This window comes from Haloferax larsenii, assembly GCF_024730625.1.
In the GTDB taxonomy this organism is placed as follows: domain Archaea; phylum Halobacteriota; class Halobacteria; order Halobacteriales; family Haloferacaceae; genus Haloferax; species Haloferax larsenii.
Genome location: NZ_CP078063.1, coordinates 1,325,477 through 1,341,587 on the forward strand (window position 1 = coordinate 1,325,477; position 16,111 = coordinate 1,341,587).

Below are 16,111 nucleotides of genomic sequence, written 5' to 3' on the forward strand. Positions count from 1 at the left end.
AACGTTTCCGCCTGGATAATTTAAGCCCTTCCTTTCCGTTCGAGCCGGGGTTCGATGACGTATGTCACAGACGCGACGACGACACCGGACACCAGTGCCACCGCCGCAACCGTCTCGAACGACAGGTCGAGGCCTAGTCCGAGGAGAATCGAGGTCTGCGCGATGACGCCCACGAGGAGGACGCTCACGAGTCCCCAGACGATAGCGGAACGTCGGCGGCGACTCACTCCTCGTCGACGACGGCGATAGCCTCGATTTCGACGCCGACGCCCTTCGGGAGGTTTCCGGCTTGGACGGCCGAGCGGGCCGGCGGCTCGTCGTCGAAGTACGTCGCGTACGTCTCGTTCATCTCCGAGAAGTCGTCGATGTCGGCGAGGAAGACGGTCGTCTTCATGACGTCACTCGCGTCCGCACCGGCCTCGTCGAGGATGGCCATCAGGTTGTCGAGCGACTGCTTGGTCTGGGTGGCGATATCCTCGTCGTCGAGGAGTTCGCCCTCCGGCGTCATGGGAATCTGGCCCGCGGTGAAGAGGAGCGAACCGTTGGTCGTTGCCTGACTGTACGCACCGACTGCGGCCGGCGCTTCGTCTGTTTCGATGACGCGCTTCATATCCGGCAGAATTCGCCACGGCGTGATAAATTAGGTGGGAACGAGTGAACCGCCGTCACTCGACTGGATGAGAACGACCACGACGTGACCGTGCGGTCGCCTCAGACCGACTTCCCCGACAGACCGATGCCGGTGGCGAAGACGCCCGAAACGAGCAGGAGTCCCATCCCGAGCGCGGTGACGACGTCGCCATCGCCGAGTGCGACGCCCGCGACCGAGAGACTCACCGCTATCAGGACGAGACCGAGGAGCGTGAGTGGTTTCGTGAGCGATTCGACGGTGGGATGGATGGGTGGAAGTGTGACCATGGGTTTGGTGTGGGCTGTTTGTTGACTCTGGGGACCGTTGGAATCCGGTCGCAAGGACGGTTGGACCTCGAACTACTGGCGGTGCTTACGAGTACGATTCTCCTGTTTCGACGGGGCCGCTGAACGACGAGTAGAGGATGCCGAAGTACGCGAAGACGAGCGGCAGCAACAACGCCGACGCGATGCTCATGATGTTCAGCGGGAGTATCGAGATAATCGCGTCCGAGACGGTCAGCCCCGCGGCGGGGTCGGCCATCGGGAACATGAGCACCGCGACCAGCGCGACGAACGCGAAGACGAGAACCGGGACCGTCGCGAACGCGAGCGTGAACCGACCCTCTCGAAGTGCGACGACGTAGCCCCCTGCCGCGACGAGTGAGAGGGCAACGAGCGCGAGCGGAATCGGTGCGAGCACGCCGAGGTCCGGACGCACCGCGACGAGGTATCCGAGTGTGACGACGACGAGCGCGAGGTAGGCCGCCACCGCCTTCGGGCCGTAGGCGACGAGGTCGGCGCGGAGCGTTCCGCGAGTTTTCAGCCCGAGGAATCCGACACCGGCGACGACCGTCAGCGCGACGACTGCGAGGCCGACGACGACGCCCGGAAGCGACACGAGCGTCTCGACGCCGAGGAGCCAGTGGGCCGCGAACACGCCGAGGAAGAACGGCGCGGTCACGCTGCCGACGACGAACGAGCGCCCCCACCACGTCTGCCACGCCTTGTCGTGGCGCTGTTCGTACATCTCCGGGGCCAGACCGCGGAGGATGAGCGCGCCGAGGATGGCGAACATCAGCAGGTAGTGGCGGCTAAAGAGGTTGGCGTAGACCGCGGGAAACGCGGCGAAGAGCGCGCCGCCGAAGACGACGAGCCACACCTCGTTGCCGTCCCAAAACGGGCCGATAGCGGCGAGGAGCGTCTCGCGTTCCGCCTCGTCCTCGCGGGTCGCAAACAGCGCGCCGACGCCGAAGTCGAACCCATCGAGGAACAGGAACATGGCGAGGATGAAAAACACCAGTCCGAACCACAGTTCCTGCAGCGGCAGGCCGAAAATCGGGTCCGTCGCGAGGGTTCCGTAGTCAGTCATCTGCAGTCACCTCCGTCGGGGTTGGTGACGCGGTCGGACCGCCCCCATCGACTTCTGGCGGCCCCTCGCGGATGATTCGCCGGACGATGTAGGCGTACAGCGTCAGCAACCCGGTGTAGACGAGACCAAATCCGACGAGCGTGATGGTCGCTTCGAGACCGGTCAGTCCCGGCGACACGCCGTCGCTGGTCTTCATGACGCCTTGAATCACCCACGGTTGGCGGCCGACTTCGGTGACGATCCAGCCGACTTCGACGGCGAAGATGCCGAGGAGCGACGACCCGACGAACGCCTTGTGAAGCAGGTCGTCGTCGTACAACTCGCCGGTCCACCAGCGGTACGCCGCCCAGAAGGCGAGGACGACGAACCAGAACCCGGCGGCGACCATGAGGCGGAACGACCAGAAGACGATAGCCACGGGCGGGGCCTCGGTCTCGAACTCGTTGAGACCGGTAATCTCGGCCTGCGGGTCCCCACCGCTGGCTAACCACGACGCCCCGCCGGGGATACCGATGCCGAACAGTTCCTTGGCGCGTGGGTCCGTGATTTGACTGAGGTCGGTCGGGAGGGCGATGATGTACTCTGGGACGTAGCTATCTGTCTCCCAGACAGCTTCCATCGCGGCGAACTTCTGGGGTTGTGTCTCGGCGACGTGGCGGCCGTAGGCGTCGCCGTGGACCACCTGAAACGGGGCGGTCACGAGGAGGACGACGAGCGCGATTTTGAGCGTCTTTCGCCAGAAGCGGGCGTCCTGTCCGTCGGAGTCGGCGTCGATACCGCGTCGCCAGACAATGTAGGACGCGACGCCCGCCATGAAGAGGGCGACAGAGAGGACGGCGGCGTTCTGCATGTGGACGAACATCCACGGGAAGCGGGGGTTGGCGTAGGCGGCAATCGGGTCGACGAGCGAGACGACGAGTTGGCCGCTCTCGCTCGCGAGTTCGTAGCCGCGGGGCGTCTGCATCCACGAGTTGGCGACGAGAATCCAGACGGCCGACAGCCACGTTCCGAGGCCGACAGCGACAGCGGAGACCATGTACAGGGCGTCGGAGACCTTCTCGCGGCCGAAGACGAACACGCCGAGAAACGTCGCTTCCAGCATGAACGCCATCATCCCCTCGGTGGCGAGGGGGCCGCCGAACAACTCGCCGGCGGCGGTGGAGAACGCCGCGAAGTTGGTCCCGAACTCGAATTCGAGGACGATTCCGGTGACGGTTCCGACGACGAACGAGACGGCGAATATCTTCGTCCAGAACCGTCGCAACTGTTCGTACACTGGGTCGCCCGAGCGGATGTCCTTCCACGTGAAGTAGATGAGGAAGGGTGCGAGTCCCATGCTCATCACGGGGAAGATGATGTGGACGATGGTCGTCAGCGCGAACTGGGCCCGGCTTGCGATGACTGGGTCGAGCATGGTTGCAGGGGGAAGGGCAGCGGCGCAGTCTGTGTGCAGACGAGCGAGCCTCGACACCCTTCAAAAAGTACCTTAGAATGACGGGGATGTGTATGTAATCGACGGTTCCCGGAAACTGAAAACCATCCCGGAAGGTCTGTACGAACTGCGACCAACGTCGAAAATTAGCCCGCTGGAACGTTGCCGTCAGTCGAGCACTTCGACGTCGTAGCCCGCGTCGCGGAGCGATTCGAGCAGGGTATCGACGTGTTCCGGGCCGCGCATTTCGAGGTCCACTTCGACCTCGGTGGCGTTCATCGCAATCTTACGCGAGGTTCGGTCGTGGCGAATCGCGTAGATGTTCGCGCGTTCCTCGGCGATGATTTCGATGAGCTTTTCGAGGGACCCCGGCCGGTCTTTGAGTTCGGTTCGAATCTTCAGATAACGGCCCGTCTCGACGAGGCCGCGCATGACGACCGTCGTGAGCGTGTTCATGTCGATGTTGCCGCCACAGAGCGCGGGGACGACGACCTCGTCGGCGTCGTAGTCGAACTTCTCGAAGATGAGCGCCGCGAGCGCGACTGCGCCGGCTCCCTCGACCAGCGTCTTCGAGCGTTCGAGCAGGTACGTGAGCGCGACGGCAATCTCCTCGTCAGAGACGGTGACGACCTCGTCGACGCGCTCTTCGATGACCGGGAACGTCTGCTCGCCGACCCGACGGACTGCGATGCCGTCGGCAATCGTGTCCACTTCGTCCAGTGCCTGAATCTCCCCTTTCTCCAGCGACGTCGCAACACTCGATGCGCGGTCGGCCTGGACGCCGATGACTCGCGCGTCGGGGTGCTTCGCTTTGATAGCTGTCGAGATACCGGAGATGAGGCCGCCACCACCGATGGGGACGACGACAGTATCGAGTTCGGGGCAGTCCTCGGCGATTTCGAGGCCGATGGTACCCTGTCCGGCCATCACGTACTCGTCGTCGAACGCGTGGACGTAGGTTCGACCCTCTTCGGCCTCGATTTCGTGGGCGCGCTTCTGTGCGTCGTCGTAATCGCTGCCGTAGAGGACGACGTCGCCGCCGTAGCGTCGCGTCGCTTTCACCTTCGAGATGGGCGCGTGCTCCGGCATCACGATTTTCGAGTCCACGCCTGCACGCGAGGCGGCGAGAGCGACTCCTTGCGCGTGGTTGCCGGCGCTCGCGGTCACGACGCCAGCAGCTTTTTCCTCCTCAGAGAGGGTCGTGATGCGGTTCATCGCGCCACGAATCTTGAACGACCCCGTCCGCTGGAAGTTCTCCAGTTTGAGATGGACCTCTGCCCCACTCATGTCGGAGAATGTGTGTGAGTACTCCAGTGGTGTCCGGCGAGCAACGGATTCGACGCGCTCGCGGGCGTCTTCGATGTCTGAGAGAGAGAGCATGCTCACGACTCGCTGCCGTTAGTGTTTAATCGTTCGGGATACTCGCAGATTCGGTCTGTGGTGTCGAATCGCACGCACCGTCTGGCGATTGCTGCTGCTCTGGGGTGTAGTCCTAGGGGGAAGGGGGGAACGCACGCGTGTGACGTGCAATTGCTGTTGCGAGGCCCGACCATATAAACGTCCCCCACCCGGAGTGGAAGTGAAACCGAGTGACGGCGGCGACAGTCGAATTTGCGTCAGACACGCGGCATTCGCCCGTCGTCTCCGTCCTTTTGGGTCGACGGCGTCTCGCGTTCAGGTGTCCTTGCGAACCGACAGCGGCACCGTCGCGACCGTACTAATCACCACCGCGACAAAAGAAAACGAGCCCAACCGTGTCGCGTTCGCCGTTCGTTACCGCTCGTCGATACCGGGGAACGTCAGGTCTTTGTCGCCGGTGTAGCGAGCGCGCGGGCGGATGAGGCGGTTGTCCTCGTACTGTTCGAGGACGTGCGCAATCCAGCCACCGACACGCGAGACGGCGAAGATGGGGGTGTAGAGGTCTATCGGGATGCCCATCTGGTAGTACGTCGAGGCGGAGTAGAAGTCGACGTTGGGCGCGAGGCCCTTCTCCTCGCCGATGTACTCCTCGATTGCGACCGACATCTCGTACCACTTCATGTCGCCTGCGGCCTCACCGAGCGCCTCGGATTTCTCGCCGAGAATCTTCGCGCGGGGGTCCTTGACGTTGTAGACGCGGTGGCCGAACCCGGCGACGCGCTCGCCGCGGTCGAGAGCGTCTTCGACCCACTCGACGGGGTCCATGTCGCTGTCGTCGATGTCCTTCAGCATGCGCATGACGTTCGCGTTCGCGCCACCGTGGAGCGAGCCGGCGAGCGTCCCGACTGCGGACGTAACCGCGCTGTACATATCCGAGAGGGTAGACGAGGTGACCATCGCGGAGAACGTCGAGGCGTTCAGACCGTGGTCGGCGTGCAGCACGAGAGCCATGTCGAACGTCTCGGCGAGCACGTCGTTCGGCTCCTCGCCGTTGAGCATGTAGAGGAAGTTCGCCGCGTGGCTCAGGTCTTCCTTGGGTGCGACGTAGTCGTCGCCGCGGCGGAAGCGCGCGTAGGCGGCGAGCACAGACGGCATCTTCGCCGTGATGCGCTTTGCCTTTTCGAGGTTGACCTCTCGGTCGGTCACGTCCTCGAAGTCGGCGTTTTCGTCGTACGCCGACATCGCCGACACGAGGCTTCGGACGGCCGCCATCGGCGACTCGTCCTGCGCTGCGAGTTCACGAGCAACGTCGAGAATACCGTCGTCGAGAGAGCGATGCGCCGCAAGTTCCGAAGCGAAGTCGTCGAGTTCCTCACTATTCGGAAGATTCCCGTGCCAGAGGAGGTACAGGACCTCTTCGTAGCTCGCATCACGTGCGAGGTCCTCGATGGAGTACCCGCGGTAGATGAGTTGTCCCGCGTCGCCGTCGATGAAGCTGAGCTCAGATTCTGTGACCAGCACACCTTCCAGCCCCCGCTTCAGTTCACCTGACATACCCAGAACGTTGCCTACCATATCAAAAAAGCGTTATCGTTTCCACGGATTTGTTACCGACCACCAATTGGTGGTCGCCCCGACGCCGTCTGTCGATTTCCCCGACCGTGCTGTCTATACTCACGTTCGACATTCGTCGATAATTTTGGGGGATTTATATATCCTTAGAATGTGGGTATACATCATCATTCGTGAGGGACGTTGTCGGCGATAGTGGCCGGTTCTCGGCGGAGCGGCTAGCAACGCGACTCGCGGAGAGGTCATATTGGTGGGCGGCATAGACTACGCGAGAAACGGTGGCACCGATATTCCTGGCAAGTCTTTTCCCGTCACGTCGTGAAGGCGGGCGCATGAATCCGGAGGACGTCGAGTACGAACCCGTCAGCGTGAAAGCCGTGCTCGCGGAGATGAAGGACACGGCCGAGCTACTTATCGACCTCTCGTACTCGTCGGTCCTCCACGCGAACGACGAACTCGCGGCCGAGGTGCTGGACCTCGAAGAGCGGATGGACATCCTCCAACTGCAAGCGCGGATGAGCCTGATGATGGCCGCTCGAAGCCCCGAGGACGCCGAGGAACTCGCCCCGGTGCTCGGCGTCGTCGGCGCCGCGGAGAAGATTTCTGACGCCGCCGGCGACATCGCCAAGGTCGTCATCGAAGACATCGGCCTCCCGGACGCCATCCGCGCGGCCCTCCCGGAAGCGGTCGAGACGACGATTCGCTGCAAACTCACCGCCGACTCCTCCTACGCCGACCAGACGCTCGGCGACATCAACATGGAGACCGAGACGGGCGTCCGCGTCGTCGCCATCCATCGCGCCGGCGAGTGGGTGACGAACCCCCACCACGAGACGGTCCTCCGGGCGGACGACATCCTTCTCTTGCGCGGGCGCGACGACGGACTTCGGACGGTCCACGAGGCGGCGACCGGACTTAGATACGACCCGCCGGACCTCGAAGAACCGGCCATCGGCGACCTCGAACGCGCCGTCGACTCCATCGTCCTGATGAAGGACATGAGCGAACTCGCCGTCGACCTCGCCTACGGCGCGGTGCTGTTCGACAGCGAGGGCGTCGCCGAAGAGGTCGAAGAACTGGAAGCCGAAGTGGACGCACTCAAGTCCCGCTTCGAGGCGTGGACGCTTCGCGCCGCGAGTCGCGTGGAAGACCCCGTCTCGCTTCGCGGGCTGGTCCAACTCGCCAGCGCGACGGAGATGATAAGTGACGCCGCGCTCGAAATCGCCGAAGGCGTCCTTCGGGGTATCGACGCACACCCCGTCGTCGCCGCGGCGGTCAAGGAGTCCGACGAGGTCATCATCCGCCTTCGCGTCGCGCCCGGGAGCCATCTCGCCGACGCGACGCTCGGCGATAGGCGCGTCAAGACCGAGACGGGGATGCGCGTCATCGCAGTCCGGCGGGCCGGCGGCAAAGAGTGGGTCGTCTCGCCGGGGCCGACGACGCGACTCCACGCTGGCGACCTCATTATCGCCAAAGGGACCCGTGCGGGAGCCGAGCGCCTCGGCGAACTCGTCGGCGACGAACGCGAGTTCGACGAGTAGCGACTCCCGCGACTCGGTGATTCGCGACGAGAAGCCGAGCCGACCTCACGAGAAATTGAACCGAGTTAGAGCGTTTTACTCAGCCGATACGCGGACACGAGCGTCAGCACCGTCGCCACGAGCAGCGCCGTCGCCGACGCGAGGACGAACGCGAGGATGAGGAACCAGCCTTCCGGCCCGAGAATCGGGTACTCGCGCGTCCCCGCGAACGGGCCGAACAACTCCAGCACGCGGAAGAGATAGGCACCGACGGCGAGCGCGAGACCCACAGAGACGCCGATAGCGGCGTTTCGGGGCACGTCCAGCGCCTCGACGAGCGTGGCGGTCGATGGGCGTTCGGGAACGTCGTCTGTCACGACCCGAGGTTACGGCCCGGCGACCAAAGCGCCACCGCTTCGGTGCCGATTTCGCCGGACCGAACCCCTAAAGGGAAATGGGTCCGAGTTTCGCGGTATGATTACCTTGGGAACGGCGAGCGCGGCCCCCGGGGAGATTGACGTGGGCCGTCTCGAGGTGGGTGAATCGCGCGACGGCGCGACTGTCGGCCTGCCCGTCGCCGTCATCAACGGTGCGTCTCCCGGAAAGACGCTCTATATGCAGGCAGCCTCCGACGGCGACGAACTCAACGGGGTCGGCGTCATCCAGCGGGTCGTCCCGCAACTCGACCCGGCCGAACTCTCTGGGACGATTCTCGTCGTCGGCATCGTCAACTACCACGCGTTTCAGGTGGCACAACACCGGAACCCAATCGACGACACGAAGATGAACCGGGCGTACCCCGGCGACGAGCGCGGCACCTCCTCGGAGCGCATCGCCGCGGCCACGTTCGAGGTCGCCCGGCGCGCCGACCTCATTTTGGACCTCCATCAAGGGTCGACCAGTCGGATGATAAACGAGGTCCGAGTGCGCTGTGGTCGTCACCACCGCATGCACGCCAAGTGCCTGCGACTCGCCAAGACGTTCGGCTGCGGCTACGTCCTCGACCAGAAAGGCCCGGACGGGCAACTCGCCCGCGCTGGTCCCGACGCCGGCATCCCGACTATCGACCCCGAACTCGGCGGCTGTGTCGGCTGGGACGAAGAGAGCATCCAGAAGGGCGTCAGTGGCGTCTACAACGTCCTCCACGAGTACGGATTCCTCGACGGCGACGTCGAACTCGAATCCCAGACCCGCGCCCGCGGCTTCGACCAGTACGGGTCGCCCGCAGGCGGTCTCGTCCGGTTCAAACAGGAGCTCGGAAACGAAGTCTCCGCCGGCGACGTTCTCTTCGAAGTGACAGACGTGTTCGGGCAACTCAAGGCCCGCGTCACGGCTGACCACGCCGGAATATTCTGGCGCTCGCGCCGACTCCCGCAGGTCGCGACCGGCGAATACGTCTGTTCTGTGGGCATCAATACCGACACCTACTGACCGATGTCTGCACACTCACTTCCCGCTCACCTCCGTCTCGCGTGTCACACCTGCGATTCGACGTACGACGAGTGGCGCTGGCGTTGCACCTGCGGTGCGCCGCTCGACTTCGCCACCCCGCCGTCCCCGGACGCGGCGACTCCCGACGACGCCGACTTCGACTACCGAAACGGCCTCTGGGCGTTCGACGAATTCCTCCCGACCGACCCACGCGCCACCCTCGGCGAGGGGATGACACCGCTCGTCGATGCACCGGAGTGGAACGCCTCGTTCAAACTCGAATACGTCTTCCCGACCGGGTCGTTCAAGGACCGCGGCGCGACGACGATGCTCTCGCTCGCGGCCGAACTGGGTATCGACCGCGTCGTCGAAGACTCCTCGGGGAACGCCGGGGCCGCCGTCGCGACCTACGCCGCCCGCGCGGGCATCGAGACGGAGATTTACGTCCCGGCGTCGGTCAAGCCCTCGAAAGTCAAGGCCATCGAACGCGCCGGTGCGAAACCAGTTCACGTCGAAGGCACCCGACAGGACGTGACCGACGCCTGCGTCGAGGCGGTCGAAACCGGCGACGCGTGGTACGCGAGTCACGCGTGGAACCCGGCGTTCTTCGCGGGAACGGCCACCGTCGCCTACGAAATCGCTGCCCAACGTGACTGGAACGTCCCCGACGCTATCGTCACCCCGCTCGGTCACGGCACGCTCTTCCTCGGCGCGTACCGCGGCTTCCGCGCGCTCCGCGACGCCGGATGGATAGACCGCGTTCCGAGACTGTACGGCGCGCAGGCCGCCGGATACGCCCCCATCGCCGACGCGAGACACCACACGCCGGACGAGACCAACGACGTGGCCGACGGCATCCAAATCGAGAACCCCGTTCGCGTGACGGAGATTCACGAGGCGCTCGACGAGACCGGCGGCGACGCGGTCGCGCTCTCGGCCGACGCGGTCGAAGACGAACTCGACAGACTCCACCGCCACGGGTTCTACACCGAACCGACGTGCGCCGTCGCGCCCGCGGCACTCCGCGAACTTCGGACCATGGGCGAAATCGACGCCGAAGACGACGTGGTCGTCCCGCTGACGGGAAGCGGCCTCAAATCCTAGCGCGGACGCGCCTCGGAGTCACGGTCGGACGCCGTTCCGAAGAAATAGTTACTGCATCCGGGGTTCGACCGGAGCCTCGGTCTCGGCCTTCATCTCACCCTTGTAGGTGTTGAAGCCGAGCGCGTCGTTGAGCGGGCACTTCTGGGTAACTGCGGTCGTCGCAAGCACCGCGCCGACGAGGAGCAGCGCTCCCGCGATGACGAGTCCGAGCGTCCCCGCAGCGATGGTCAGGAACCCCGCGAGCGCCGCGGCACCGACGATGATGAGCACCGGTCCGAGGATGGCGCGGGCAATTCTGTCGTATCCACCGACGTTTTTCTCCATTGTTTGTCACCGTGTATGCGTACGCGTTACACGGGGATAGCGACGTACGAAGGTTCCCGGAAGTGAGGAATCGTGACTGTCACTGGTCCGGATACATTGGCAAAACAGCCGCTCAGTTGTGGCCGCCCCAGTCAATCCACTCTTGCTCCCAACCGCTTCCCGCGTGCCAGCCGCGGCCCTCGTACTCGGGGTCTTCGCGCTTCGTCCGGTTTCGGACGACACCGCCCGTCTGCTCGCCATCGACGAGGAGCGGTTTGAATTGCAGCGGGCCGAACGTCTCGACGACTTCGCCACCTTCGATGGCGACGAGTGTCTGGTCGGTCGTGCCTTTCGGCATGACGAGTCGGCCGTCGGCCGCGAGTTGCGAGCGCAGTCGTCGCGGCGGTCGAACGGCCGAGGCTTCGACGAGAATCCGGTCGTAGGGAGCGTACTCCGGGAGGCCGTCGGCGCCGTCGCGGCAGTCGACGAGGACGGCATCGTAGCCCGCACGCTGGAGATTCGTTCGCGCTTCGTAGACGAGCGAGCGGGTGATATCGACGGCGTGGACGTGTGCGTCGCCGACGATTTCCGCGAGGACGGCCGCGGTGTAGCCGACGCCTGCGCCGACGATGAGCACGTCGTCTTCGGGTTCGGCGGCGAGCGCGGTCAGGAGGCGTGCGACGGTGGTGGGTGCGAGAATCGTCGTGTTCGTCTTCCGGTGTGCCGTCGGCTTGTTCTGGTACGGCGAGTCGGTGACGAACTCGTGGCGCGGGACGTTTCGCATGGCGAGGTCCACGGCCTCGTCGAACTGGTCGAGCGAGTGCTCTAACCCGTCGACCATGTCCTCGCGCAGCACCGAGTGGTCCATACAAAGCCTCGGCGGTCGCCCCTAATCAACCGCACGCTCGGCCACGACCGCCTGCAAGTCGGTTCCGGGCACGTCTTGGACGGTCTGGCGGGCGAATCCGGCCGATTCGACCCACGACCGGACCGTCGACTCGTCGTGGAGGTCGCCGCGGCCGAGTGCGAGCGCGTCGACCGCGGCCTGTGTCGTCGCGGCGGTCGAACACCGGCCGTGGAGTGCATCGACGAACACCGCCGTCCCGCCCGGTTCGAGGGCGTCGTGCGTGGCCGCGACCACTTCGGCCGCCTCGTCTGCGTCGCGCCCGGCGAACGCGTCGCCGACGAAGACGAGGTCGAAGTTCTCTACGGGCGGGTCCGTGGGGTCGCCTGCGACGAGTTCGGCACCGGCACGTGAGAGGAGCGGGCGAACCACCTCGACAGTCTTCGGGGTATCGAGGAACGTCACTTCGTACCCCCGCGCGAGGAACTCTCTCGTGAACACACCCGATGCACCTGCGAGGTCGAGCACACGAGTCGCGTCCGGTTCCGCTCGAACCGCAGCGGTCACGCACGCGCGAACGACTGCGTCGTCTGTCGCGTCGTGTGCGCCGAGTCTGTTCCGCGTCCACTCGGTTGGCAGTGCTGGCGGCGCTCCGGTCTGCATCGTCTCCGGGAGGTCGGTGTAGAGCGAGAATCTGTCGAGCGCGTTCGGAAGGCGGCCGATAGAGCGAACGTCGCGCTTTGCGAGAAAGCCGAGCGCGCGATTCGTAATCTCGAACTCGTCGCCGACGCGCTTGATGAAGTCCATCGATTCGAGCGCATCGACCGTGATTCGGGCTGCGCGGCGGTCGATAGCCGCTGTCTCGGCGACGGCTTCGACGGTCCCGGCGCTGGTCGTGAGCGCGTCGATGACGCCGCTCTCGCGGGCGGCCCAGAGGAGCGCGAGCGATTCGACCGAGAAACGCGACCGGTCGCGGGTAGGCATGTCCGCACCGACGAGGTGCGAGAAGTTAGGTAATTTCGTGTTCCGCGGACGGGCGTCGCCGGAGTCGCCGTCTTACCAGGCGGACCACGCGGTCGAGGTCTGGTCCCGCGCGTAGACGCGCTTTGCGTCTTTCGCGTACACCATATCTCCGGGGTGGTCGAGTTTGCCGTGGCGGTATTCGGGGGCGTCCTCGCGGACGACCAGTCCTTCGATTTCCACTTCTTCGTCGCCGAAGGACTCGGTCTCGCCGACGACGAACTCGTAGTCGCCGGGGACGTTGACGGTGATGCTTCGGGTGTCCTCGCGCTTGCCGTCCTTCGGGTGGACGGTCACGTTGACGGCGACGTTGTCGACCACGCGGGTCCAGACCGTCTTTACGTCCTTGACCTGCGCTTCCTCGGTGCGCTCTTCGGGGCCGACTTCGATGCCCGTGATGCGCACGAGTTGAATCGCCTCGGGCGTGTCGACAATGAACTCCTCGCCTTTCGCAATCTCGGCCTCGGCGGGTGCGGAGACCTTCGTCGAGACGGACGACCCGTCCTGCGAGACGACGACGTTCATGTCGATTTCGTTCGGGACTTCGATTTTCTCTTTGTGGACGTGACCGCACTCGGTACAGCGGACGGTCGAGTGACCGCCGGGCTTCAGCACCTCGTGGACGGTGGGTTCGTCGGGCGAGCACGTCGGACAGGAGAGAGGGACGCGCTCACCGGCGTCGGGTAGGCTCATAGAGGGTGTTACCCCATCAGGCCGTAAAAAGCCGCCTTTCTCCTCGTGCGCGTGGGAGTCGATGGCGAGGAGTGGGTGGTGGTGCTGGTGAGGAGTGGGCGGGCGCTGATGCTTGAGGTGGGAACCAGATGGTCGCGGCCGGTTCGTTTTTCATATTGGATATTCGACTATTTTGCCATGCCCTCCCCATCTCGTCGGCAGTTCCTCGCCACCCTCGGTGCTGCCGGTCTCGCGTCGACTGCCGGGTGTGTGACCTACGACCGACCATCTCACGAGGGGCGTTGGCCCCCCGAGACGAACAGGTACGTCACCGACGTTTCGGGCCCCGGCTCGGATGCCTACATTGCGTGGTCTCGGGAGATGCGGGACGCGTTCCCACCGACGATGCCGGTCGTCGCCGACGGCACAGTCTACCATCTCGATTCTCGCGAGGCGCGACGTGAGCAGTCCGGTGGGACGTGGCTCGGCGCGTTCGACGCCAAAACCGGCGAGACGCAGTGGGAGACGCGCCTCTGGGAGACAGACGAGTTCTACTATCTCTACCACCAGGGCCCGCCGGTCTTCGATGGCGACCGACTGTTCGCCCAGACACACGACGGCGTCAAGGCTGTCTCGACCGACGGTGAACTCCTGTGGACGTTCCAGAATCTCGGGCCACACCAACCGTTGCCCGACTACGCATCACCAGTCGTCACTGACGACCTCGTCGTTGCCGGTTCGTACGGAACAGAAGATAGTGACCACCCCGAGGTGCTGTACGGCATCGACCGTCAGAGCGGCGAACGCGTGTGGAAACAGTCGGTAGCTGACTTCGACGGAGGGTCCCTCTGGCGACTCACGCTCGATGGCGACACGTGTTACGCGCCACTCTCCAGCGATGGTCGCGTCCTCGCACTCGACGCGACGACTGGTGAGCCGATAGAAACGTACGACGCCGGTCCGATTGGGGCGGTCAGTATCTCAGACAACCAACTTCTCGTCCTTTCCGAACACGGGCAGGAAGAACGGTTGTACTCGTTCGATGTCGCCACTGGAGCCCAACAGTGGAGTGTCGACCTCAACGCGGGGATGCTCGAAGGGACCGTTGTCACCGACGGGACACGGCTCTATCACAACGAATTTCGGTATCTCGTCGCCCGCCGACTCGACACCGGCGAGGAGGTTTGGCGAGTCGGCGGCACAGACGACCGCTATATCCACCAGTCGACGCCCGTCATCGCCGCCGACAACCTCTACGTCAGCGCGTATCGGTCGCTCGGCGAAAACGAAGGCGATGGTTCATTTCTGCTCGTTCTCGACCCCGAGACGGGGACCGAAGTCGGACGGATAATTCCGTGGAACGATGGTACGCCCGACACATCGACACCAGCAGTCGCCGACGGCGCGCTCTACCTCTCGCACAGCTATGGCGAACTCGTCTGCTTCGAAGACTGTGCGGCGGGCGTCTTCGACCACTGTCTAATCGGGTAATCGAGATGGCCGACGCCCGCACGTGCTGTCCAGCTATTCGACGTTCGACCCTTTTCCGCCTGCGCGACCAATACTCTAGGTTGTGTCCGGCCCCACCCGCCGCCAGTTCCTCGCAGCCCTCGGCGCGTCCGCACTCTCGGCGACCGCCGGGTGCGTCTCCAGCGACGCGCCAACCTACGAGGGCACGTGGTCGCGTCCCGGATTCGACGACGCCCGAACCGGGTTCTCACCGGCGACTGGGCCCACTGGCCCCCTCACCGTCGCGTGGCGCGCGGACGTATTCGACGGGTATCCGACGACCTCACCGGTCGTCGCCGACGGGGTGGTCTACTACCTCCACACGCGCGGCGGGAGGGGAAATCCTCACGAGTCGGTCGTCTCCGCGTTCGACGCCGCAACTGGTGCAGAGCGCTGGCGGACCATCGTCTCGGTGGCCGACGACGACGAACTCGCGTATCACCACGACTCGCTGGTCGTCGCCGACCGCATCTATCTCCGGACGCTCGAAGCCCTCTACGCGCTCTCGCTCGACGGCGACCGCCTGTGGCGACACCCCATTCCGACGACTGCACAGCCGTACCCGATTGCGGCTCCGCCGGTCGTCTCCGACGGTGTCGCCGTCACAGCCACCTACGGAGAGCGAACGCCGCCGATTGGCGTGGCCGCGGTCGATGCCGAGACTGGGACCCCACGGTGGCGCGTCGGATTCAACTCCCGGCAGATACCGTGGACGCTCGCGGCCGCCGACGGGGCGGTCTACGTCCCGTTCTTCAAGGGCGACGCGGGGGTCGTCGCGCTCGACCTCCAGACGGGTGGACGGGAGTGGTCCGTTTCGCTCCCGGTTGCAGGCCCCGTGACAGTCGCGGGCGACACGCTACTCGTCCCACTCGACGGCGACCCTGAAGCTATCGCGGCGGTCGACCGCCGAACTGGAGCGATTCGCTGGCGAGCGCCGGGCGTCCGACACACCGAGGCTGGCGTCGCCGTCGCTCACGACCGCGTCTACTACTGTGCCGACCGAATGCTACTCGCGCGCCGCCTCGACACCGGCGACCTCGTCTGGTCGTTCGGCCCTACTCCCCGTGTCTCGCTCAGTTGGACGCCGGTAGTCGCCGGAGACGTCGTCTACGCCCTCGCAGAGCATCGTGCGGAAAACAGCCGCCCGCACTATCTCTACGCGTTGGATGCGGCCTCCGGGCGGGTCCGCGGGTCCGGGCGAGTCTCCCGCTCTGCGACCGTCTCTGGGTTCGCAGTCGTCGATGGCGCGGGCTACGTCGCACTCGGGAGCGGCGAACTCCTGTGTCTCGAAGCGTGCGCCGTCTCGGCCCTTGGGCGGTGCGTGAGGAACGGGTGAAACAGGA

At 64.9% G+C, this 16,111-nt stretch carries 17 protein-coding genes; 5 read left to right on the forward strand and 12 right to left on the reverse strand.

Features of this window, described 5'->3' with window-relative positions:
* Positions 1–20: 20 nt before the first annotated feature.
* The 7 genes from KU306_RS06910 to citZ form a co-directional block, all read right to left on the reverse strand.
* Positions 21–227: a DUF7981 family protein gene (locus KU306_RS06910; RefSeq protein WP_007544686.1), complete on the reverse strand. Its 207-nt coding sequence runs from the start codon at positions 225–227 to the stop codon at positions 21–23.
* Complete coding sequence (locus KU306_RS06915) at positions 224–610, reverse strand: Rid family detoxifying hydrolase (RefSeq protein WP_007544688.1); 387 nt, start codon at positions 608–610, stop codon at positions 224–226. Before KU306_RS06915 ends, KU306_RS06910 begins: the two co-directional genes overlap by 4 nt.
* 101 nt (positions 611–711) lie before the next feature.
* Positions 712–918, reverse strand: coding sequence for a hypothetical protein (locus KU306_RS06920; RefSeq protein ID WP_007544690.1), 207 nt, complete (start codon positions 916–918; stop codon positions 712–714).
* 85 nt (positions 919–1,003) lie between these two features.
* Positions 1,004–2,002 carry a cytochrome d ubiquinol oxidase subunit II gene (locus KU306_RS06925; protein ID WP_258303254.1) on the reverse strand — a complete coding sequence of 333 codons (999 nt, stop codon included), beginning with the start codon at positions 2,000–2,002 and terminating at the stop codon, positions 1,004–1,006.
* Positions 1,995–3,416 carry a cytochrome ubiquinol oxidase subunit I gene (locus tag KU306_RS06930; protein ID WP_007544698.1) on the reverse strand — a complete coding sequence of 474 codons (1,422 nt, stop codon included), beginning with the start codon at positions 3,414–3,416 and terminating at the stop codon, positions 1,995–1,997. Before KU306_RS06930 ends, KU306_RS06925 begins: the two co-directional genes overlap by 8 nt.
* Before the next feature lie 186 nt (positions 3,417–3,602).
* On the reverse strand, positions 3,603–4,814 hold the full coding sequence (ilvA, locus tag KU306_RS06935) for a threonine ammonia-lyase (RefSeq protein WP_007544706.1): 1,212 nt from the start codon (positions 4,812–4,814) through the stop codon (positions 3,603–3,605).
* Positions 4,815–5,207: 393 nt separating this feature from the next.
* Positions 5,208–6,347 (reverse strand): citrate synthase, encoded by a 1,140-nt coding sequence (gene citZ, locus KU306_RS06940; RefSeq protein ID WP_258303255.1) that lies wholly within the window; start codon positions 6,345–6,347, stop codon positions 5,208–5,210.
* 350 nt (positions 6,348–6,697) lie between these two features.
* Between citZ and KU306_RS06945 the strand changes: the two genes are divergently transcribed.
* Positions 6,698–7,906, forward strand: coding sequence for a potassium channel family protein (locus KU306_RS06945; protein WP_007544710.1), 1,209 nt, complete (start codon positions 6,698–6,700; stop codon positions 7,904–7,906).
* Positions 7,907–7,971: 65 nt separating this feature from the next.
* Here the strand turns inward: KU306_RS06945 and KU306_RS06950 are convergent, their stop codons facing one another.
* The gene (locus KU306_RS06950; protein ID WP_258303256.1) at positions 7,972–8,262 is read right to left on the reverse strand and encodes a DUF7536 family protein; all 291 of its coding nucleotides are present in this window, start codon (positions 8,260–8,262) and stop codon (positions 7,972–7,974) included.
* Positions 8,263–8,359: 97 nt separating this feature from the next.
* Between KU306_RS06950 and KU306_RS06955 the strand changes: the two genes are divergently transcribed.
* Positions 8,360–9,316, forward strand: a complete 957-nt coding sequence (locus KU306_RS06955; protein ID WP_007544714.1) for a succinylglutamate desuccinylase/aspartoacylase family protein — start codon at positions 8,360–8,362, stop codon at positions 9,314–9,316.
* Between the two features lie 3 nt (positions 9,317–9,319).
* Entirely contained in the window at positions 9,320–10,420 is a 1,101-nt protein-coding gene (locus KU306_RS06960) for a threonine synthase (protein WP_258303257.1), read from the forward strand.
* A gap of 48 nt (positions 10,421–10,468) precedes the next feature.
* Here KU306_RS06960 and KU306_RS06965 read toward each other — a convergent pair whose 3' ends face one another.
* The 4 genes from KU306_RS06965 to KU306_RS06980 form a co-directional block, all read right to left on the reverse strand.
* Positions 10,469–10,744, reverse strand: coding sequence for a YgaP family membrane protein (locus KU306_RS06965; RefSeq protein WP_007544723.1), 276 nt, complete (start codon positions 10,742–10,744; stop codon positions 10,469–10,471).
* 112 nt (positions 10,745–10,856) lie between these two features.
* The gene (locus KU306_RS06970) at positions 10,857–11,591 is read right to left on the reverse strand and encodes a protein-L-isoaspartate O-methyltransferase family protein (RefSeq protein WP_007544725.1); all 735 of its coding nucleotides are present in this window, start codon (positions 11,589–11,591) and stop codon (positions 10,857–10,859) included.
* Positions 11,592–11,612: 21 nt separating this feature from the next.
* Entirely contained in the window at positions 11,613–12,551 is a 939-nt protein-coding gene (locus tag KU306_RS06975) for a class I SAM-dependent methyltransferase (protein ID WP_258303258.1), read from the reverse strand.
* A 72-nt stretch (positions 12,552–12,623) separates the two neighbouring features.
* Positions 12,624–13,280, reverse strand: coding sequence for an HVO_0476 family zinc finger protein (locus KU306_RS06980; protein WP_007544728.1), 657 nt, complete (start codon positions 13,278–13,280; stop codon positions 12,624–12,626).
* Between the two features lie 177 nt (positions 13,281–13,457).
* Between KU306_RS06980 and KU306_RS06985 the strand changes: the two genes are divergently transcribed.
* Both KU306_RS06985 and KU306_RS06990 read left to right on the forward strand, forming a co-directional pair.
* A complete protein-coding gene (locus KU306_RS06985) occupies positions 13,458–14,750 on the forward strand; it encodes an outer membrane protein assembly factor BamB family protein (protein ID WP_258303259.1) in 1,293 nt (430 codons plus the stop codon).
* Positions 14,751–14,832: 82 nt separating this feature from the next.
* On the forward strand, positions 14,833–16,104 hold the full coding sequence (locus tag KU306_RS06990; RefSeq protein WP_258303260.1) for an outer membrane protein assembly factor BamB family protein: 1,272 nt from the start codon (positions 14,833–14,835) through the stop codon (positions 16,102–16,104).
* The last annotated feature ends 7 nt before the right edge of the window (positions 16,105–16,111 follow it).